This is a genomic window from Paraburkholderia kirstenboschensis (assembly GCF_904848585.1).
Lineage (GTDB): Bacteria > Pseudomonadota > Gammaproteobacteria > Burkholderiales > Burkholderiaceae > Paraburkholderia > Paraburkholderia kirstenboschensis.
Window position 1 is genome coordinate 26124 of the sequence record NZ_CAJHCR010000010.1, and the last position, 20347, is coordinate 46470.

At 61.1% G+C, this 20347-nt stretch carries 19 protein-coding genes and 1 tRNA gene; 1 reads left to right on the forward strand and 19 read right to left on the reverse strand.

Annotation, left to right across the window (positions count from 1 at the left end; genetic code table 11):
- Window positions 1–9: 9 nt before the first annotated feature.
- The 19 genes from nuoL to JMY24_RS23415 form a co-directional block, all read right to left on the reverse strand.
- A complete protein-coding gene (gene nuoL / locus JMY24_RS23325) occupies window positions 10–2079 on the reverse strand; it encodes an NADH-quinone oxidoreductase subunit L (protein ID WP_128594722.1) in 2070 nt (689 codons plus the stop codon).
- 17 nt (window positions 2080–2096) lie between these two features.
- Window positions 2097–2402 (reverse strand): NADH-quinone oxidoreductase subunit NuoK, encoded by a 306-nt coding sequence (gene nuoK, locus JMY24_RS23330; protein WP_013339863.1) that lies wholly within the window; start codon window positions 2400–2402, stop codon window positions 2097–2099.
- A 20-nt stretch (window positions 2403–2422) separates the two neighbouring features.
- Entirely contained in the window at window positions 2423–3109 is a 687-nt protein-coding gene (locus tag JMY24_RS23335) for an NADH-quinone oxidoreductase subunit J (protein WP_128584806.1), read from the reverse strand.
- A gap of 211 nt (window positions 3110–3320) precedes the next feature.
- Window positions 3321–3809: an NADH-quinone oxidoreductase subunit NuoI gene (nuoI, locus tag JMY24_RS23340; protein WP_027776665.1), complete on the reverse strand. Its 489-nt coding sequence runs from the start codon at window positions 3807–3809 to the stop codon at window positions 3321–3323.
- Window positions 3810–3824: 15 nt separating this feature from the next.
- Entirely contained in the window at window positions 3825–4889 is a 1065-nt protein-coding gene (gene nuoH, locus JMY24_RS23345; RefSeq protein WP_128584807.1) for an NADH-quinone oxidoreductase subunit NuoH, read from the reverse strand.
- Window positions 4890–7223, reverse strand: coding sequence for an NADH-quinone oxidoreductase subunit NuoG (gene nuoG / locus JMY24_RS23350; protein WP_128594720.1), 2334 nt, complete (start codon window positions 7221–7223; stop codon window positions 4890–4892).
- Between the two features lie 161 nt (window positions 7224–7384).
- On the reverse strand, window positions 7385–8713 hold the full coding sequence (gene nuoF / locus JMY24_RS23355; RefSeq protein WP_013587777.1) for an NADH-quinone oxidoreductase subunit NuoF: 1329 nt from the start codon (window positions 8711–8713) through the stop codon (window positions 7385–7387).
- Window positions 8710–9195, reverse strand: a complete 486-nt coding sequence (gene nuoE / locus JMY24_RS23360; RefSeq protein ID WP_128584808.1) for an NADH-quinone oxidoreductase subunit NuoE — start codon at window positions 9193–9195, stop codon at window positions 8710–8712. Before nuoE ends, nuoF begins: the two co-directional genes overlap by 4 nt.
- 131 nt (window positions 9196–9326) lie before the next feature.
- Entirely contained in the window at window positions 9327–10580 is a 1254-nt protein-coding gene (locus JMY24_RS23365; protein WP_128584809.1) for an NADH-quinone oxidoreductase subunit D, read from the reverse strand.
- Window positions 10581–10589: 9 nt separating this feature from the next.
- A complete protein-coding gene (locus JMY24_RS23370) occupies window positions 10590–11192 on the reverse strand; it encodes an NADH-quinone oxidoreductase subunit C (protein ID WP_128594719.1) in 603 nt (200 codons plus the stop codon).
- A 20-nt stretch (window positions 11193–11212) separates the two neighbouring features.
- Window positions 11213–11692 (reverse strand): NuoB/complex I 20 kDa subunit family protein, encoded by a 480-nt coding sequence (locus JMY24_RS23375; RefSeq protein ID WP_006052903.1) that lies wholly within the window; start codon window positions 11690–11692, stop codon window positions 11213–11215.
- 63 nt (window positions 11693–11755) lie between these two features.
- Window positions 11756–12115: an NADH-quinone oxidoreductase subunit A gene (locus JMY24_RS23380; RefSeq protein WP_013339872.1), complete on the reverse strand. Its 360-nt coding sequence runs from the start codon at window positions 12113–12115 to the stop codon at window positions 11756–11758.
- Between the two features lie 160 nt (window positions 12116–12275).
- A tRNA-Leu gene (locus JMY24_RS23385) sits at window positions 12276–12360 on the reverse strand.
- Window positions 12361–12472: 112 nt separating this feature from the next.
- Complete coding sequence (gene secG / locus JMY24_RS23390) at window positions 12473–12850, reverse strand: preprotein translocase subunit SecG (RefSeq protein WP_128584810.1); 378 nt, start codon at window positions 12848–12850, stop codon at window positions 12473–12475.
- An 82-nt stretch (window positions 12851–12932) separates the two neighbouring features.
- A complete protein-coding gene (gene tpiA, locus JMY24_RS23395) occupies window positions 12933–13712 on the reverse strand; it encodes a triose-phosphate isomerase (RefSeq protein ID WP_128584811.1) in 780 nt (259 codons plus the stop codon).
- A gap of 193 nt (window positions 13713–13905) precedes the next feature.
- A complete protein-coding gene (locus JMY24_RS23400; RefSeq protein ID WP_128594718.1) occupies window positions 13906–14922 on the reverse strand; it encodes an NAD(P)H-quinone oxidoreductase in 1017 nt (338 codons plus the stop codon).
- 236 nt (window positions 14923–15158) lie between these two features.
- Window positions 15159–17306: a polyribonucleotide nucleotidyltransferase gene (gene pnp / locus JMY24_RS23405; protein ID WP_193425015.1), complete on the reverse strand. Its 2148-nt coding sequence runs from the start codon at window positions 17304–17306 to the stop codon at window positions 15159–15161.
- A 358-nt stretch (window positions 17307–17664) separates the two neighbouring features.
- Window positions 17665–17937, reverse strand: a complete 273-nt coding sequence (gene rpsO, locus JMY24_RS23410) for a 30S ribosomal protein S15 (protein WP_006048211.1) — start codon at window positions 17935–17937, stop codon at window positions 17665–17667.
- 210 nt (window positions 17938–18147) lie between these two features.
- The gene (locus JMY24_RS23415; RefSeq protein ID WP_201703001.1) at window positions 18148–19527 is read right to left on the reverse strand and encodes a branched-chain amino acid ABC transporter substrate-binding protein; all 1380 of its coding nucleotides are present in this window, start codon (window positions 19525–19527) and stop codon (window positions 18148–18150) included.
- A 185-nt stretch (window positions 19528–19712) separates the two neighbouring features.
- On the opposite strand from JMY24_RS23415, the gene JMY24_RS23420 reads away from it, so the two are divergent.
- Entirely contained in the window at window positions 19713–20264 is a 552-nt protein-coding gene (locus JMY24_RS23420; protein WP_201703003.1) for a hypothetical protein, read from the forward strand.
- Window positions 20265–20347 lie beyond the last annotated feature (83 nt).

Sequence of the window (20347 nt, forward strand, 5' to 3'; positions counted from 1 at the left end):
TCCCTCGCCTTATTTGCCGCCGAGCGTTACAAACAGGGTCAGGAGCCCCAACATGCCGATAATCATGGCGAACGCGTAGTGATAGATGTAGCCGGATTGGAGGAAGCGGATCACGCCGGCGAACCAGCCGATGAAGCGTGCGCTGCCATTGACGATACCGTCGATCACGACGACGTCGCCTTCCTTCCAGAGACCACGGCCAATTGCCACGGCGCCCCGCGCGAACACGACTTCGTTGATCTTGTCCATGTAGTACTTGTTGTCGAGCAGCGTGTAGATCGGCCCAAATGCGCGCTTGATGGTAGCCGGCAAGTCAGGACGAACGAGATACAGGAACCACGCGACGACGACACCCGCGAGCGCCAGCCAGACCGGCAGACCCGCCACCGAGTGCAGCCCCATTGCCGCCCAGCCGTGGAACTCTTCCGCCATTTCATGCAATGCCGGATGGTTTTCGCCGATGAAGATCACCTTGTCGAACGCCACGCCGTGCTGGAAGAAGTCGCCGAACAGCATCGGACCGATTGCGATTGCACCGATCACGACCGAAGGAATCGCCAGCAGCACGAGCGGCACCCACACAACCCAAGGTGTTTCATGCGGCTCGTGAGCGTGACCGTGGTCGTCGTGACCATGACCGTGCGCGTCGTGCCCGTTGCCATGAGCGTGTGCCGCGGCTTCCGCGCCCATCGGCGAATCCGGATGCTTCGGATCGCGGAAGCGCTCCTTGCCGTGGAACACCATGAAGTACATACGGAACGAATACAGCGCAGTGACGAATACGCTGGCCACCACGGCGAAGTATGCGAAGCCCGAACCCGGCAGATGCGACAGCTTCACCGCGTCGATGATCGAGTCTTTGGAATAGAAGCCCGAGAAGAACGGCGTGCCGATCAGCGCGAGCGAACCGACCAGCGACGTGATCCACGTAATCGGCATGTACTTGCGCAGGCCGCCCATGTTGCGCATGTCCTGATCGTGGTGCATACCGATGATCACCGAACCAGCGCCGAGGAACAGCAATGCCTTGAAGAACGCGTGCGTCATCAGGTGGAACACGGCGACCGAGTAAGCCGACGCGCCGAGCGCGACCGTCATGTAGCCGAGCTGCGACAACGTGGAATAAGCCACCACACGCTTGATGTCGTTCTGGACAATCCCCAGAAAGCCCATGAAGAGCGCGGTAATCGCACCGATCACCATTACGAACGACAGCGCCGTATCCGACAGTTCGAACAGCGGCGACATGCGCGTGACCATGAAGATACCGGCCGTCACCATGGTTGCCGCGTGAATCAGTGCGGAAATCGGCGTCGGGCCTTCCATCGAATCGGGCAGCCACACGTGCAGCGGAAACTGCGCCGACTTACCCATTGCGCCGATGAAGAGACAAATGCAGGCCACCGTCAGCAGGCCCCAATCCGTACCCGGAAAGCTCAATGCCGCGAGTTCAGTGCGCTTCGCAAACACGTCGCCGTAGTTCATCGAACCGGCAAACGCGAACAGCAGGCCGATACCCAGCAGAAAGCCAAAGTCGCCGATGCGGTTCACGATAAACGCCTTCATGTTCGCGTACACCGCGGACTGACGCGTGAAGTAGAAGCCGATCAGCAGATACGACACGAGACCCACCGCTTCCCAGCCGAAGAACAGTTGCAGGAAGTTGTTGCTCATCACGAGCATCAGCATCGAGAACGTGAAGAGCGAGATGTACGAGAAGAAGCGCTGATAACCGTCGTCGTCGGCCATGTAGCCGATTGTGTAGATGTGCACCATCAGCGACACGAAGGTCACGACGCACATCATCATCGCCGTGAGCGAATCGACGAGGAAGCCGACCTCGAACTTGGTCTTGCCGATCGCCATCCATTCGTAGACGGTCGCGTTGAAGCTCGCGCCGTCCAGCACCTGGAAGAACACCATCATCGACAGCACGAACGAAATCGCAACGCCGAGAATCGTGACCGAGTGCGCACCCGCGCGCCCTACCGCTTTGCCGAACAGCCCAGCAATCAGGGAACCGGCCAGCGGTGCCAGCGGAATCGCTAGCAGCAGGTTTTCATTGAGTATCGTGGACATAACCGCTTTTCCTGAAATTAACCTTTGAGCTGATCGAGATCTTCGACATTGATCGTGTCGAGGCTACGGAACAGGGTCACCAGAATTGCGAGGCCGATCGCCGCTTCCGCTGCCGCAACCGTCAGCACAAAGAAGACGAAAATCTGGCCATGCACGTCGCCGAGGTAATGCGAGAACGCGACGAAGTTGGTGTTCACCGCGAGCAGCATCAGTTCGATCGCCATCAGGATGATGATGACGTTGCGACGGTTCAGGAAAATGCCGACGACGCTGATCGCAAAGAGAATCGCGCCGAGCACAAGGTAATGAGCAAGGGTCAACATGGTTTCTATCTCCTGTCCGCTCAGCTGTTCTTGGCAGATGCCGAGTCGGCCGCTGCCGCCGCCGCTGCGGCTTCTTCCGCCGCGACGGTCGCCGCGCTCTTTTCCGACGGCATCTTGACGACGCGCACGCGGTCCTGGGCACGCACCTTCACCTGCTGGCTGATGTTCTGGCGTTTGCTGTCCTTCTTGTGGCTCGTGGTCAGCGCGATTGCCGCGATGATCGCCACCAGCAGCACGAGCCCGGCGACTTCGAATGCAAAAATGTAGTCGGTGTAGATGACCTTGCCGATCAGGCGGGTGTTCGACCAGTCGCCCATGCCGCTCGCGGCAGCAGTGGTGTCACGCACCACCGTGCTGGTCGCGCCGTAGCCATGCCATAGGATCAGCGCGGTCTCGAGCACGATGATCGCGCCCACCACGGTGGCCATCGGCACGAATCGTTTGAAGTCCTTGCGCAGCACGTCGATGTTGATGTCGAGCATCATCACGACGAACAGGAACAGCACCATCACGGCGCCCACATAGACCAGCACCAGAAGAATGGCGAGGAACTCGGCTTGCAGAAGCATCCAGATCGCGGCTGCGTTGAAGAACGCCAGCACGAGAAACAGTGCGGACGACACCGGGTTGCGCGAGGTGATCACCTTCAGCCCTGAAACCACCAGGAGCAGCGCGAAGATGTAGAACAGTACGGTCGTGAATTCCATGATTACCGGTTCATCGTTAGGCCATCGTCAGGCATTTTCTTTGGCACGTGCGTCTGGCAACAGCGTGAATACCGCCAGAACAGCCGCACAGGTGCGCCGTGCCGCGGCACTCAGGCCGCGGCGTTCGGCCCGACAACAGGCCGTGTTACTGCTGCATTTACTGAAACCGATGCGCGACTGCCGCACCTACCGCTTCCACATCTGTAGCGTTTTAACGATACGGTGCGTCGGCGGCCTTGTTCACGGCGATCTCCGCTTCGTAGCGATCGCCCACGGCCAGCAGCATTTCCTTCGTGAAGTACAGATCGCCGCGCTTCTCGCCGTGATATTCGAGAATGTGCGTCTCGACGATCGAGTCGACCGGACAGCTCTCTTCACAAAAACCGCAGAAGATGCACTTGGTCAGGTCGATGTCGTAACGCGTCGTGCGGCGCGTGTTGTCCTCGCGCGTTTCCGACTCGATCGTGATGGCGAGCGCGGGACACACCGCTTCACACAGCTTGCATGCGATGCAGCGCTCTTCGCCATTCTCATAACGGCGCAGCGCATGAAGGCCACGAAAACGCGGCGAGATCGGCGTCTTCTCTTCCGGGAACTGCACCGTGACCTTGCGCTGGAACGTATAACGTCCGGTCAGCGCGAGGCCCTTGAGGAGCTCCGTCAAAAAGAAGGTCTTGAAAAAATTTTGGATTGCGGTCATGAGTTCATCCGCCCTTTATTTCCAGATATTCCACGGCGACATGATCCAGAAGCCGACCACCACCAGCCACACCACGCAAACCGGAATGAAAATCTTCCAGCCGAGACGCATGATCTGGTCATAGCGGTAGCGCGGGAACGTGGCACGCGCCCAAATGAACACCGACAGCAGCAGGAAGACCTTGAGGACGAGCCAGAAGATGCCGGGGATAAACGACAGGAACCCGAACGGTGCGCTCCAGCCCCCGAGGAACAGTGTCGACGCCAAGGCCGAGATCACGATCATGTTGATGTACTCGGCGAGGAAGAAGAGCGCAAACGCCATCCCCGAGTAATCGATCATGTGGCCCGCGACGATTTCCGACTCGCCTTCCACCACGTCGAACGGGTGACGGTTCGTTTCGGCGATGCCCGAGATGAAGTACACCACGAACATGGGCAGCAGCGGCAGCCAGTTCCACGACAGGAAGTTCAGGCCGTGCGATGCAAAGAAGCCTTGTTCCTGCGAATTGACAATACCCGACAGGTTCAGCGTGCCCGCCGTCATCAGGACGACGACCAGCGCGAAGCCCATTGAAATTTCGTAGGAGACCATCTGCGCCGCGGCACGCATGGCGCCGAGAAACGCGTACTTCGAATTCGACGCCCAGCCGGCCAGGATCACGCCATACACGCCGATGGACGAAATCGCGATCGCATACAGCAGACCCGCGTTGATGTCGCCGAGCACCGCGCCCGCCTGGAACGGAATGACCGCCCAGACCGCGAAGGCCGGCACCACCACCATGATCGGCGCGATCAGGTAAATCCAGCGGCTTGCCTGAGCGGGCTGAATCACTTCTTTCAGCAACAGCTTCAGCACGTCGGCGATAGGCTGCAAGAGACCTGCAGGGCCCACGCGGTTCGGGCCGAGACGCACGTGCATCCAGCCGATCAGCTTACGCTCCCACAAAATCAGGTAAGCCACGCACAGCAGGATCGCGACGGCCACCACCAGGATGCGCACCAATGCCCACACCGTGGGCCATGCCACACCGAGAAGCTGGGTGCCGCCCGAGTTGATCGTATCGAACAAGCTCATTTACGCCTTCTCCACCACCAGTTCACCGAACAGGCTGCCCAGCGCTGCACCGGCAGGCGTAGCCGCCGATACGCGGACGACCGTCTCCGCAAGATTCGCGTCGCGCACGGCCGGCAACTGCACCGATTGCTCGCCCTGGCGCACGCGAACCGCGTCGCCTTCTTTCAAACCCAGTTTGTCGAACAGCGCAGCCGGCAGGCCGACGTTGTTCGCGGCACGTGCCGCGGCGGTCAGATGCAGCGACTCCGCGCGACGGACGAGCGCGTCGGCGTGGTAGATCGGCACGTCGGCGATACGCTCGAACTTGCCTTCCGCCGCCTTGGCCGTCTTGCCGCGAGCAACCGCTACGCCTGTTCTGTTCGACAGACGCGATTGCAGATCGCTATCGCCGAGAGCGGCTTGGCGAACTTCTTCCGCCGTGTCGTATTCGAAGCCGGGCACGCCCAGCAGGCTACCCAACACGCGCAACACCTTCCATGCCGGACGCGTGTCGCCGAGCGGACGCACTACGCCGTTGAACGACTGCACCGTACCTTCAGCGTTGACGAACGTGCCGGCCGTTTCCGTGAACGGCGCGATCGGCAGCAGCACGTCGGCGTATTCTGCGCCGGTCTGGAACGGCGACATCACGACAACCATCTCAGCTTGCTTGAGTGCGGCCAAAGCCTGAGCCGGATTCGCTGTATCGAATTCAGGTTCGATGTTCAGCAGCAGATAGCCCTTGCGCGGCTGTTCGAACACTTCGCGAGCATTCAGACCGCCCTCGCCCGGCAATGCGTTCACCAGATGCGCGCCGACCGTGTTGGCCGCTTCCGTCATGAAGCCGAGCGTTGCGCCGGTCGCATCCGCGATCCATTGGGCCGCCGCATGAATGACCGCGAAATCCGGATGGCGCACCGCACCGTTGCCAAGCAGCACGAGACGGCTTTCGCCGGTTGCCAGCGATTTCGCGACTTCCTTGTCGGTGTCGGTAGCTTGTGCGCCGGAGAAAGCTTCAGGCAGCGCTGCGCCGTTCGCTTGTGAGACCGCCGATGCGATGCCAGCCAGCGTTTCGAGCCATGCCGACGGCGCTGCGGCCATGCGCTGGCCTTGCGGAATCAGCGCGTCGTCGCCGGTTGCCTGCACCAGCGTGAGCTTCGCGCCGCCCTTTGCGGCCTGACGCAGACGCGCGGCGAACAGCGGATGATCGCGACGCAGATCGGAACCGATCACCAGCGCCGAGTCGATGTTCGACAGATCCGCAATCGCGGTGCCGAGCCACGGCGTGCCGTTCACCGGAGCCGAGAAATCCGACTGACGCAGACGGAAGTCGACGTTAGGCGTGCCGACCGCTTGCGCAAGTTGCTTCAGCAGGAACAGTTCTTCGACCGTGCTGTGGGCGCTGCCGAGCGCGGCCAGCGCGTTCGCGCCATGGTCGCCCTTGATGCCCTTCAGACCCTTCACCACGTAGTCGAGCGCGGTCTGCCAGTCGGTTTCGACCCACTTGCCGCCCTGCTTCAGCATAGGCTGCGTCAGACGCTCGGGGCTGTTCAGGCCTTCATACGAGAAGCGGTCCTTGTCCGAAATCCAGCATTCGTTGATGGCTTCGTTTTCGAACGGCAGAACACGCATCACGCGGTTGTTCTTCACTTGCACCACGAGGTTCGCGCCGACCGAATCATGCGGGCTCACCGACTTGCGGCGCGACAGTTCCCATGTACGTGCGCTGTAACGGAACGGCTTGCTGGTCAGCGCGCCGACCGGGCACAGGTCGATCATGTTGCCCGACAGTTCGGAGTCGACCGTCTTGCCGACGAACGACGTGATTTCCGAGTGTTCGCCGCGGCCCAGCATGCCGAGCTCCATCACGCCGGCCACTTCCTGGCCGAAGCGGACGCAGCGCGTGCAGTGAATGCAACGCGACATTTCTTCCATCGAGATCAGCGGGCCGACATTCTTGTGGAACACGACACGCTTTTCTTCGCTATAACGCGACGACGACTTGCCGTAGCCCACCGCCAGATCCTGCAACTGGCACTCGCCGCCCTGATCGCAGATCGGGCAATCCAGCGGGTGATTGATCAGCAGGAATTCCATCACGGCTTGCTGGCCCTTCACCGCCTTATCCGACTTGGTGCGCACGATCATGCCGGCCGACACCGGCGTCGCACATGCGGGCACGGCCTTCGGCATTTTCTCGACATCGACGAGACACATCCGGCAGTTGGCCGCAATCGACAGCTTCTTGTGATAGCAGAAGTGAGGAATGTACGTGTCGACCTTATGCGCAGCCTGGATCACCATGCTGCCTTCAGGCACTTCTACTTTCTTGCCGTCTATTTCAAGTTCAACCATGATGGTCAATCTTCCTTAACCTGTTACCGCTCAATCGTTCGCCCCGTTCATCGCCCGTTCAGGCAATGAAATCCCGTGGTTGACGTGTTCTGGTACGGACCTGTCCAGCGTTCCTGTGGAGCGCTTATCCGGTCGCTTACCGGGGTCGCTTACCGCCCCGCTCAGGCAGCCACTGTTTCCGCAGCCGCCGCGGCGCCCGCATGACCGCCGACTAGGCAATGCTTGTGAGCGACGTGATATTCGAATTCGTCCCAGTAGTGCTTGAGCATGCCGCGCACCGGCATGGCCGCTGCATCGCCGAGCGCGCAAATCGTGCGCCCCATGATGTTTTCCGCAACCGAGTTCAGCAGATCCAGATCTTCCGGACGGCCCAGGCCGTGCTCGATACGATGCACGACGCGGTACAGCCAGCCCGTGCCCTCACGGCAAGGCGTGCATTGACCACACGACTCTTCGTAGTAGAAGTACGACAAACGCAGTAGCGAACGCACCATGCAGCGCGTCTCGTCCATCACGATGACCGCGCCCGAGCCAAGCATCGAGCCGGCCTTGGCGATCGAGTCGTAGTCCAGATCGGTCTGCATCATGATGTCGCCCGGGATCACCGGCGCCGACGAACCGCCTGGAATCACAGCCTTGATCTTCCTGCCGCCGCGCATGCCGCCAGCGAGTTCCATGAGCGTCGCGAACGGCGTGCCGAGCGGAACCTCGTAGTTGCCCGGACGTTCGACGTCGCCCGAAATCGAGAAAATCTTCGTGCCGCCGTTGTTCGGCTTGCCGATTTCGAGGTAATTCTGCGGCCCGATCGCGAGCAGGAACGGCACAGCCGCGAACGTCTCGGTGTTGTTGATCGTGGTCGGCTTGCCGTACACGCCAAAGCTGGCCGGGAACGGCGGCTTGAAGCGCGGCTGGCCTTTCTTACCTTCCAGCGACTCGAGCAGCGCGGTTTCTTCGCCGCAGATGTAGGCGCCGTAACCGTGGTGCGCATGTAGTTCGAACGAGAATCCCGAACCCATGATGTTCTCGCCGAGGAAGCCGGCGCGGCGAGCTTCGTCCAGCGCTTCTTCAAAGCGTTTGTAGACTTCCCAGATTTCGCCGTGGATGTAGTTGTAGCCCACCGTGATGCCCATCGCGTACGCGCCGATGGCCATGCCTTCGATCAGCGAGTGCGGATTGAAGCGCAGGATGTCGCGGTCTTTGAACGTGCCCGGCTCGCCTTCGTCCGAATTGCAGACGAGGTACTTTTGCCCCGGGAACTGACGCGGCATGAAACTCCACTTCAGGCCGGTCGGGAAGCCCGCACCGCCACGGCCGCGCAGACCCGACGCCTTGACGTCGGCGATCACCTGCTCGGGCGGAATCTTTTCTTCCAGGATGCGGCGCAGCTGGGCGTAACCGCCGCGCGCCACATAATCTTCGAGATGCCAGTTGTCGCCGTTCAGGCCAGCGAGAATCAGCGGTTTGATGTGACGATCGTGTAAAGACGTCATTTCGAAAGTTCCTCGAGCAGCCGGTCGATCTTCTCGCGGCTCATGAAGCTGCACATGCGATGGTTGTTCACCAGCATCACCGGCGCGTCGCCGCACGACCCCATGCACTCACCTTCTTTCAAGGTGAATTTGCCGTCAGCCGTGGTTTCGCCGAAGTCGATGCCGAGCTTCTGCTTCAGATATTCAGCGGCGCTGTCAGAGCCGCCGTCCGGGCCGAGTTGACACGGCAGGTTCGTGCAGAGCGTGATCTTGTGCTTGCCGACCGGCGACGTCTCGTACATCGTGTAGAAGGTTGCCACCTCCTGCACGGCGACTGCCGGCATGCCGAGATAGTCCGCGACGAACTGCATGAGTTCGGGCGACAGCCAGCCATGCTCTTCCTGAGCAGTGGCCAACGCCGACATCACGGCGGACTGTTTCTGATCGGCGGGATACTTCGCGATCGCACGATCGATTTCTTTCAGGCCTTCAGCTGAGATCATTTTCAGACACGACTCTTTCAATTCCTACCGAACGAAAACCTGTCGCCCACTTCGTGCTGCGACAGACCCGGCGTTCCTTGCTTGACGCGCGCTTTCGGAACTTCCTGAAGGCGCGCGCCGATGATTACGTCCTAGCGATCTACTTCGCCGAACACGATGTCCTGCGTGCCGATGATCGTTACGGCGTCGGCGATCATGTGACCGCGCGCCATTTCGTCGAGCGCGGACAGATGCGCATAGCCCGGTGCGCGAATCTTCAGGCGATACGGCTTGTTCGCGCCGTCCGACACCAGGTAGATAGCAAACTCGCCCTTCGGATGCTCGACGGCGGCGTAAGCCTCGCCTTCCGGTACGTGGAAGCCTTCCGTAAACAGCTTGAAGTGGTGAATCAGTTCTTCCATGTTCGACTTCATGCCCACGCGCGACGGCGGAGCAACCTTGTGATTGTCGATCATCACAGGGCCCGGATTCTTACGCAGCCACTCAATGCACTGTTTCACGATTCGCGTGGATTGGCGCATTTCTTCGACGCGAACCAGATAGCGGTCGTAGCAGTCGCCGTTCACGCCGACCGGAATGTCGAAATCGAGCTTTTCATAGACTTCGTACGGCTGCTTCTTGCGCAGATCCCATTCAATGCCGGAGCCACGCAGCATTGCACCGGACATACCCAGTTGCAGGGCGCGCTCAGGGGTGACCACGCCAATGCCGACCAGACGCTGTTTCCAGATCCGGTTGTCGGTGAGCAGCGTTTCGTATTCGTCGACGCACTTCGGAAAACGCGTGAAGAAATCGTCGATGAAGTCGAGCAACGAACCCTGACGGGTCTCGTTCATCTTCGACAATGCCTTCGCATTGCGAATCTTCGACGCCTTGTACTGCGGCATGGCGTCCGGCAGATCGCGATAGACACCGCCCGGACGATAGTAGGCCGCGTGCATCCGTGCGCCGGACACCGCTTCGTACACGTCCATCAGATCTTCACGCTCGCGGAACGCGTACAGGAACACCGCCATTGCGCCGACGTCGAGCGCGTGCGCGCCGATCCACATAAGGTGGTTCAGCACACGCGTGATTTCGTCGAACATCACGCGGATGTACTGGGCGCGCACCGGCACGTCGATGCCGAGCAGCTTCTCGATTGCCATCACATAGCCGTGCTCGTTGACCATCATCGACACGTAGTCGAGACGGTCCATGTACGGCACCGACTGAATGAACGTTTTGGTTTCGGCGAGCTTTTCAGTCGCGCGATGCAACAGGCCGATGTGGGGATCGGCGCGCTGGATGACCTCGCCGTCGAGTTCCAGCACGAGGCGCAGCACGCCGTGCGCTGCCGGGTGCTGAGGACCGAAATTGAGCGTGTAGTTCTTGATCTCTGCCATGGCGTTCTCTTAGTGTTTCAGACCGCCATAGCGATCTTCGCGGATCACGCGCGGCGTGATTTCCCGCGGCTCGATCGTCACAGGCTGATAGACGACACGCTTCTCTTCCGGGTCGTAACGCATTTCGACGTACCCGGTGACAGGGAAATCCTTGCGGAACGGGTGACCAATGAAACCGTAGTCGGTCAGAATGCGGCGCAGGTCCGGATGGCCTTCGAAGACGATACCGTACAGGTCGAACGCTTCGCGCTCGTACCAGTTGGCCGAATTCCAGACGTCGACCACTGAGGACAGAATGGGCATTTCGTCGTCGGGCGCGAACACGCGAAGCCGCACACGCCAGTTGTTCTGCACCGACAACAAATGCAGAACGGCCGCAAAACGCGGACCGTCATAAGCGCCGTCGGCATAGGTTTGATAGTCGACGCCGCACAGATCCATCATCTGCTCGAAACCGAGCGAGCGGTCGTCGCGCAGACGCGTTGCCACGTTGAGGTAGTCGCTTGCTTTCACGACGATCGTCAACTCACCGATTGCCTCGGTAGTGCTCAGCAGGAGGCCGCCAAATGCCGCCTCGAGGTTCGCTTTCAGGGTCTCGAGTTTGCTTGCCATATTGTGGGGGAGGCGTTGCCTTATTGACGGGCGATTGTGTTAGTGCGGCGAATCTTGGCCTGCAACTGGATCACGCCGTAAACCAGCGCTTCCGCCGTTGGCGGGCAGCCCGGTACGTAGACGTCGACCGGCACGATGCGGTCACAGCCACGCACTACCGAATACGAGTAGTGGTAATAGCCGCCGCCGTTCGCGCACGAGCCCATCGAAATCACCCAACGCGGCTCGGCCATCTGGTCGTACACCTTGCGCAGAGCCGGCGCCATTTTGTTGCACAGCGTGCCGGCGACGATCATCACGTCCGACTGACGCGGACTCGGACGAAACACCACGCCAAAACGGTCGAGGTCATAACGGGCAGCGCCCGCATGCATCATCTCGACCGCGCAGCACGCAAGACCGAACGTCATCGGCCACAAGGAGCCGGTGCGCGTCCAGTTGATCAGTTTGTCAGCCGTTGTGGTGACAAACCCTTCCTTCAAGACCCCTTCGATACTCATTTGCTTTCCACTCCAGACGGGGCGGCAAGCCTTGGCCACCCACGCAAACCGGCGATTAAACCATCATTCCCAGTCGAGGCCGCCCTTCTTCCAGATATAGGCGAAGCCCAGCAGGAATTCGAGCAGGAAAATCATCATCGCCATGAAGCCGGGCCAGCCGATGTCGCGCAGGGCGACGCCCCACGGGAACAGGAACGCGGTTTCAAGGTCGAAAATGATGAAGAGAATGGCGACGAGGTAATAGCGCACGTCGAACTTCATGCGCGCATCTTCGAATGCTTCGAAGCCGCACTCGTACGGTGCGTTCTTCTCGGTGTCGGGCTTGTTGGGACCGAGGATCTTGCCAATACTGACCAGTGCTACGCCTAAACCGGTGCCCACAACGAGGAACAACAAGACGGGGAAATAGGCTGCGAGGTTCAAGACTATCCTCAATCGGTTGGTTCTGAGTGCCGTCAGGAGCATAGCACCCCTGACGCGAAATCACTTCTGAGACGTACATGTCACGGATGGAGCGCAATCCGCGCGCCAGAAGTGAAAATGCCAGCCGAAGCGAAGCAAGCGGCTGGCATTAGATAACATTTGGTGCCGACGGCGAGACTCGAACTCGCACAGCTTTCGCCACTACCCCCTCAAGATAGCGTGTCTACCAATTTCACCACGTCGGCACTGTATGCAATCCGGGAAAACAACTTATAAAACCCGCGAATCGCTTCAAGACTTAGATTGTAACTGCTCTAAACAGTTTGTTCAACGCACAAAACCACTTTCTACGAAAATTTATTTCGGCACGTCGGTAGCGGGCACGGACGCAGCCGACGCCGCCAACGCACCCGAACCACCTGCCGGCGCCGAAGCGGCCGAAGCCACAACGGGTGCCGTCACCGTCGCACCGAGCACGCCTGCAGAAGGCTTTGCGCGATACGCACCGAGGTAGGTCAGCGTCAAAGTGGTTACAAAAAACACGGCGGCGAGCACTGCCGTAGTGCGCGACAAAAAGTTTGCCGAGCCAGTGGCGCCGAACAGGCTGCCCGATGCTCCGCTGCCAAAAGCCGCGCCCATATCGGCGCCTTTGCCGTGCTGCAGCAAGACGAGGCCGATGACCCCGAGCGCCGACAACAGCTGAACGACGATAATCAATGTTTTCAAATACAGCATTACACTCACCTGAGTCTTTATTTAGCCGAGCCCCGCGGATTGCGAGACCCGGGATGGGTCATTCTCGACGAAGGCGAGCCGCTTAACTTGCGGCTGTGGTCGCAGCCGCTGCCTTGCAGATCGCCAGAAAATCCTGGTCCTTCAACGACGCCCCGCCGATCAGCCCACCGTCGATATCCGGTTGGCTGAACAACTCTTCCGCGTTGTCCGGCTTAACGCTGCCGCCGTACAGCAGCGCTACATTTGCGACGCTGGCGCCCTTTGCCGCAAGACGCGAGCGCAAGAAAGCGTGCACCGCCTGCGCCTGCCCCGAGCTCGCGCTCTTGCCGGTGCCGATCGCCCAGACGGGCTCGTACGCAACCACAATGCGCGCCGCTTCCTGCGCCGACAGCTTCGCCAGCACCTCGTCGAGTTGCGCGCCGACCACCTGTTCGGTCGACCCGGCTTCGCGCTCCTCGAGCGTTTCGCCGACGCATACGATCGGCGTCAACCCTGCCTCGAGCGCACGCTGTGTCTTTACTGCGACCAGTTCGGCGCTTTCGCGATGATAGGCGCGGCGCTCGGAATGCCCGACGATGGCAAACGCGGCGCTGAAATCCGCCACCATTTGCGCAGCCACCTCACCGGTATAAGCACCGTGCGTGAAGGCCGAAATGTCCTGTGCGCCCCACACCACCCGGCTGCCTTGCAGCAATGATTGCGCTTGCGCGAGGTACGGGCTCGGCACGCACACACCCACGCGCACCTCAGCCGGGAGTTCCGCGGCACCTTTCGCCACCGCCTGCAACAGCCCCGCGTTGTCGGCGAGACACCCGTGCATCTTCCAGTTACCAACTACCAGTTTCGCTCGTTGTGTCGACATCGTCTCGTCTTGCCCCTTGTCGTCTGCTTGTCGTGCTTTGGCGGCGGGCTTTGTGTGCCTTTGTGTGCCTTTGTGTGCGCTTACAGTCCGCCTTTCGAATTCATGCGGCGTGCGCAAAACGCGCAATTTTACTGCGTGGGCGAGATCGGGTCAAACAAGCCTGTGCGCACCGAACCCCGCCCGGGAGCCAGCATCAAGCGTCCTGACCCCAAGTCAGCACGATTTTGCCGACGTGCGTGCTGCTTTCCATCAGCGCATGCGCTTCAGCGGCCTGCGCGGCAGGAAACACGCGATGCACCACCGGCTTGATCCGACCGCTCTCGATATGCGGCCACACCTGCTCCTTGAGTTGTGCGGCAATTTTCGCCTTGAATTCGACTGGCCGCGGACGCAGCGTCGAACCTGTTACCGTCAAGCGGCGGCGCAGCACCTCGTTCAGATTCAATTCCGCCTTCGCGCCGCCCAGCAGCGCGATCAGCACGATGCGCCCGCCGTCGGCGAGCGCCGTCAGTTCGCGTGACACGTAGCTGCCCGCCACCATATCGAGGACCACGTCCACGCCACGGTCGTTAGTCAGCGACTTGATGACTTCGACGAAGTCTTCCGTCTTGTAGTTGATCGCACGCTCCGCGCCCAATGCCTCGCACGCACGACACTTTTCGTCCGAGCCGGCGGTTGCGAACACGCGAAAACCCAGCGCATGTGCAATCTGGATCGCGGTGACGCCGATACCGCTCGAGCCGCCCTGCACCAGCAAAGTTTCGTTCGGCCCGCCCTCGCCCTTGCCGAGTTGCGCGCGATCGAACACATTGCTCCAGACCGTAAAAAAAGTCTCCGGCAGCGAGGCCGCTTCGACATCGGACAAGCCGTTCGGCACCGGCAAACATTGCAATAGCGGCGCGGTCGCGTACTCGGCGTAGCCGCCGCCCGCCAGCAACGCACATACGCGATCGCCGATTTTCAGGCCGAACGGATTGTTCTTCCCGTCGATGTCGCCACCGACGATCTCGCCCGCCACTTCCAGCCCCGGCAGGTCCGACGCCCCCGGAGGCGGCGCATAGGCGCCCTTGCGCTGAAACACGTCCGGGCGGTTGATACCAAAAGCCGCCACCTTGATCAGCACCTCGCCCGCTTTCGGCTGCGGCGTGGGCCGCTCCGCGAGCTTGAGGACTTCCGGCGCTCCGAATTCCGTGATTTCGATCGCTTTCATCTGCGTCAACTCCAAGATTGGATTGCGTTGCGTACCCGCGTTCGTCCGCGTTCCCTGCATTGTCGCCGGATCGCGGCAATCGAGCACGACTCGCGTGAACCGCCGATAAAGCCGCCGCATTCGACCCGGTTATTCGCTTGCCAAACCAGATCCGTCTGCAACGCAATCCACCCTGCGTCCATCATGAAAAACGGCCGGCGCGCATACGCGCTGCCGGCCGTTGTGCCGCTACCGCCTTACTGCGGCGTCGGCTCGCCTTGCGGCGCGCTCGGCGCGCCGTCGTTCAGCAACGCCTTTGCCGACAGACGCACACGACCCTTTTCGTCCGTCTGGATGACCTTGACCTTCACTTGCTGGCCATCCTTCAGGTAGTCGTTGATGTCCTTGATACGCTCGTTGGCGATTTCGGAGATGTGCAGCAGTCCGTCCTTGCCCGGCAGGATGTTCACGATCGCGCCGAAATCGAGCAACTTGAGCACGGTGCCTTCGTACACCTGACCCACTTCGACTTCAAGCGTGATGTTCTCGATACGCTTCTTCGCTTCGGCCATGCCTTCGCTGCTGGTGCTCGCGATGGTCACGACGCCGTCGTCCGAAATATCGATCGTCGTGCCGGTTTCTTCCGTCAGCGCGCGGATCACCGAGCCGCCCTTGCCGATCACGTCGCGGATCTTTTCCGGATTGATCTTGATGGTGATCATGCGCGGTGCGAACTCCGACAATTGCGTGTTCGCGCCCGACACCGCCGAGGTCATCTTGCTGAGGATATGCATGCGGCCTTCCTTCGCTTGCGCGAGGGCGACCTGCATGATTTCCTTCGTGATGCCCTGGATCTTGATGTCCATCTGCAGCGCGGTCACGCCTTGCTCGGTGCCCGCCACCTTGAAGTCCATGTCGCCGAGGTGATCTTCGTCGCCGAGGATGTCGGTCAGCACGGCAAACTTGTTGCCTTCCAGAATCAGGCCCATGGCGATGCCGGCGACGTGCGCCTTCATCGGCACGCCGGCGTCCATCAGCGCGAGGCAGCCGCCGCACACCGAAGCCATTGACGAAGAGCCGTTCGATTCCGTGATTTCCGACACGACGCGGATCGAGTAGCCGAATTCGTCGGCGCTCGGCAGGCACGCAGCCAGCGCGCGCTTGGCCAGACGGCCGTGACCGATTTCACGGCGCTTCGGCGAACCGACGCGGCCCGTTTCGCCGGTCGCGAACGGAGGCATGTTGTAGTGAAGCATGAAGCGTTCGCGGTATTCGCCTTCGAGCGCGTCGATGTTCTGCTCGTCGCCCTTCGTGCCGAGCGTTGCCACCACCAGCGCCTGCGTTTCGCCGCGCGTGAACAGTGCCGAACCGTGCGTACGCGGCAGCACGCCGGTACGGATTTCGATCGGGCGCACGGTGCGCGTGTCGCGGCCGTCGATACGCGGCTCGCCGTTCAGGATCTGCGTACGGACGATCTTCGCTTCGATGTCGAACAGCACGTTGCCGACAGTTGCCTTGTCGGCCGCCACGGTGCCGCTTGCCGACGCGTCTTGCTCCAGCTTCGCGGAAACTGCGGCGTAGATTTCCTTCAGCTTGGTCGAACGCGCCTGCTTGTCGCGGATCTGGTAAGCGGCGAGCAGTTCGGCTTGCGCCAGTTCCGTCACGCGCGCGATCAGCGGCTCGTTCTTCGCGGCCGGTTGCCAATCCCATTCAGGCTTGCCGCCTTCGCGGACCAGATCGTGGATCGCGTCGATCGCGATTTGCATCTGCTCATGGCCGAACACCACGCCGCCGAGCATCACTTCTTCGCTCAACTGCTGCGCTTCCGATTCCACCATCAGCACCGCGCGTTCCGTGCCGGCGACGATCAGGTCGAGCGCCGATTCCTTCATTTGCGGACGCGTCGGGTTCAACACATATTCGTTGTTGATATAGGCCACACGTGCAGCGCCGACCGGGCCGTTGAACGGCAGACCGGACACGGCGAGCGCCGCCGACGCGCCGATCAGCGCAGGAATGTCAGCGGGGATTTCCGGGTTCAGCGACAGGACGTGGATCACGACCTGGACTTCGTTGTAGAAGCCTTCCGGGAACAGCGGGCGCAACGGACGGTCGATCAGGCGCGAGATCAGCGTTTCGCCTTCAGACGGACGGCCTTCGCGGCGGAAGAAGCCGCCAGGAATCTTGCCGGCAGCGTACGTTTTCTCGAGATAGTCGACGGTCAGCGGGAAAAAGTCCTGGCCCGGCTTGGCCGTCTTGGCGCCGACCACGGTCGCCAGAACCACGGTGTCTTCGACGTCGACGATCACCGCACCGCTCGCCTGGCGAGCGATCTCGCCGGTTTCGAGGCGAACGTTATGTTGTCCCCACTTAAATTCTTTGACGATCTTGCTGAACATAGTCATTGCTTTTCCTCATCGTTATGCCGCGCGGACCAGAAGCGGCGCGGCAACGCCAGGACCGGCGCCGCATGGGAAGAGTAGTGTTATGCCATTCCAGAGAGCCACGCTCTGCGCCGTCTGCATTGCTTACGTCGACTAAGCGCGCGAATCGCTGGAATGACACAAAGCTCCGCCCTGAAGCCCGGCCATGTTTCTATATTTGCTGCTTTTTCTACTGCTTTTACTGCTTACTGCCCCGCCGCATGAACCGGCACGCCGCGGCGGACTACAGGCTGTGCGCCCCACATGAAGCGCACCGCGCAAAAACAAAATGCCTGTATCAGTGGAACTGACACAGGCATCTTGCTGAACGACTGGCCGATTACTTACGCAGACCCAGCTTCTCGATCAGTGCGCGGTAACGATCCGCGTCCTTACCCTTCAGGTAGTCGAGCAGCTTGCGGCGGCGGCTCACCATGCGCAGCAGACCGCGGCGGCTGTGGTGATCTTTCGCGTGTGCCTTGAAGTGAACGGTCAGTTCGTTGATGCGGGTCGTGAGCAGCGCGACCTGAACTTCGGGGGAGCCGGTGTCGTTGGCTGCGCGTGCGAATTGCGCAACGACTTCGGACTTCTTGCTTGTATCAACTGCGGACATGTCGATTTCCTTGAGAACTAGACAGGCGGTCACGGAAGAAAGGCCGTGCCGTGGGTTACCCGTGCGAACTAGCGCTGCCAGACACCTGCATGACAGCCGGTACCGCAACGGGACGCGTATTGTAGCACAGCGCGATCCCGCCGCGAACCCTGCGGTGCCGCGCCAGACAGCGGCCGCGGACGACACCGCGCAGGCGCGGGCAACGGCGCTTCACGGCCGCTTCATCCTGCACACGCTCGGTGGAACGGTGCGCTCCGCCGGCAACGCCAGCACCGTGCGGAAACCGAAGCCGGAGCCCTCGTTATCGAAGCGCACGCCGCGCGTGCCGACTTTATCCATTTCCATCACGTAAAGCGGCTGGATCAGTTGATGATCGTCCGCCCGCATCCACGACGGGTGGAAGCCGTTGTCGAACCGGATGCCTTCGAGCGCCCGTGCGACCGCCGTAGGATCGGCACTTTTCGCGCGATTCATCGCCGCGGCCAGGGTTTCGATCATCAGCGGCATGCGTAATACCGGGTAGTCGTCCTGCGCGGCTGGGAAGCGAGCGCGAAACGCCTCGTACCAGGCATCGGAGGCCGCGCCGCCCGCATTGGGATGCCAGTCCGCGACGGCGATCACGCGCCCGACGCCCGCGTCGCCCAACGCGGCCGGCGCGCCGAGACTGTTGCCGTAGAACGTGTAGAACTTCGTGTCGAGCCCCTGCTCGCGCGCCGCTTTTACGAGCAGTGTGAGGTCGTTGCCCCAATTGCCGGTAATGACGGCATGCGCCCCGCTCGCGCGGATTTTCGCGACATACGGCGCAAAATCCTTCACGCGGCCAATCGGATGGAACTCGTCGCCGACCACCGCAATGTCAGGACGCTTCGCCGACAGCGCCGAACGCGCGAGACGGCTCACGTCGTGGCCGAAGCTGTAGTCCTGATTCAGCAGATATACCTTCTTCACCGTCTGGTCGTGCTGGATCACGTCGGCAAGCGCGTCCATGCGCATACCCGCATGCGCGTCGAAGCGGAAGTGCCAGAAACTGCAATTGGCGTTGGTCAGTGCCGGGTCGTCGGCGGAATAATTGAGAAATAGCTCGCGGTTGCCCGGCTCGCGGCTGTTCTGCTTGTCGATCGCGCCGATGAGCGCTGCCGCGACCGCCGAACTGTTGCCCTGCAGGATATAACCGATGTGGCGGTCGGCTGCGGCACGCAGTTGCGTCAGCGCCTCTTCGGTGCCGCCCTTGCTGTCCAGCACGACCAGCTCGAGCGGGTGAGCGCCGTCCGCCAGCTTTACACCGCCGCGCGCGTTCACCTGTTCGACGCCGTAGCGCAGATTGCGCTCCACTGCCGCGCCGGCGTTTGCGAACGGACCTGACATGCCTTCGATCAGCGCCAGTTGGATCGGCGCGCCTGTAAGCGTGGGCGCGGCTTCTGGCGTCCGCACCGTCTGCGCCGTTTGCGCCGTTTGCGCCGTTTGCGCCGTTTGCGCCGTTTGCGCCGTTTGCGCCGTTTGCGCCGTTTGCGCCGCGGCAGCGCAGGCCGCTGCCACTGTCACCGAGAGTGCCGCCAATGCCACGGCCGTCTTCCATTGCCACTTCGCCATCGTCCGTTCCGTCTGATTCGTCGAAGCGCGGATCATAGGGCGTCGGCGACGGAATAAGCAAGCCGCTCCAGCCGTTATCGTGGGGCCCGGCAAACGCGTGCGCACCGCAAATCTTTTACGGCGGCGCGTGTCAAAATAATCCGTGATGATGATAAAAACGCCACTTGAAAGCCATCGGAGGAATCATGTTGAACCGGCATCACCGTAAGGCGGCCTTGATCGGGGCGCCGGCTGCCGGGCGCGTGCGCCGCGCGGCGCTCGTGTGCCTGAGCGCGCTCGCCCTCGCCGGCTGCGCGCAGCCCTGGCAGCAATACCAGGCGGGCGCGGACGAATCGACAATCGTCGCGCGCCTCGGCCCGCCGCGCGAAAGCTACGATTTGCCGAACGGCGGCAAACGGCTGATGTGGCCGACCCAGCCGATGGGCGAAACGACCACCGCTGCGGACGTCGACGCCTCCGGCAAGATCGTGAACGTCCGCCAGGTATTGCAGCCGAACGAGTTCTATCGCTCCGAAATCGGCAAGTGGACGAGAAGCGACGTGCTGGTGAACTTCGGCCGCCCGGTGGAGACGTCCTACTTCCCGCTGATGAAGCGCGAGGTCTGGACCTATCGCTATCTCGAGGACAACTACTGGTACATGATGTTCAGCTTCTATTTCGACGATCAAGGCGTGCTGCGTCTCACGCAAAAATCGCCGGATCCGTTGCATGATCCGGACCGCCGCAACATGTTCTAGCCTTGCGCTGCGAGTCACTAACCATGCATCTCCCGAAGCCGCTCCCGAGAGCGGCTTTTTTTTATTTATTTCGCATGGCGACG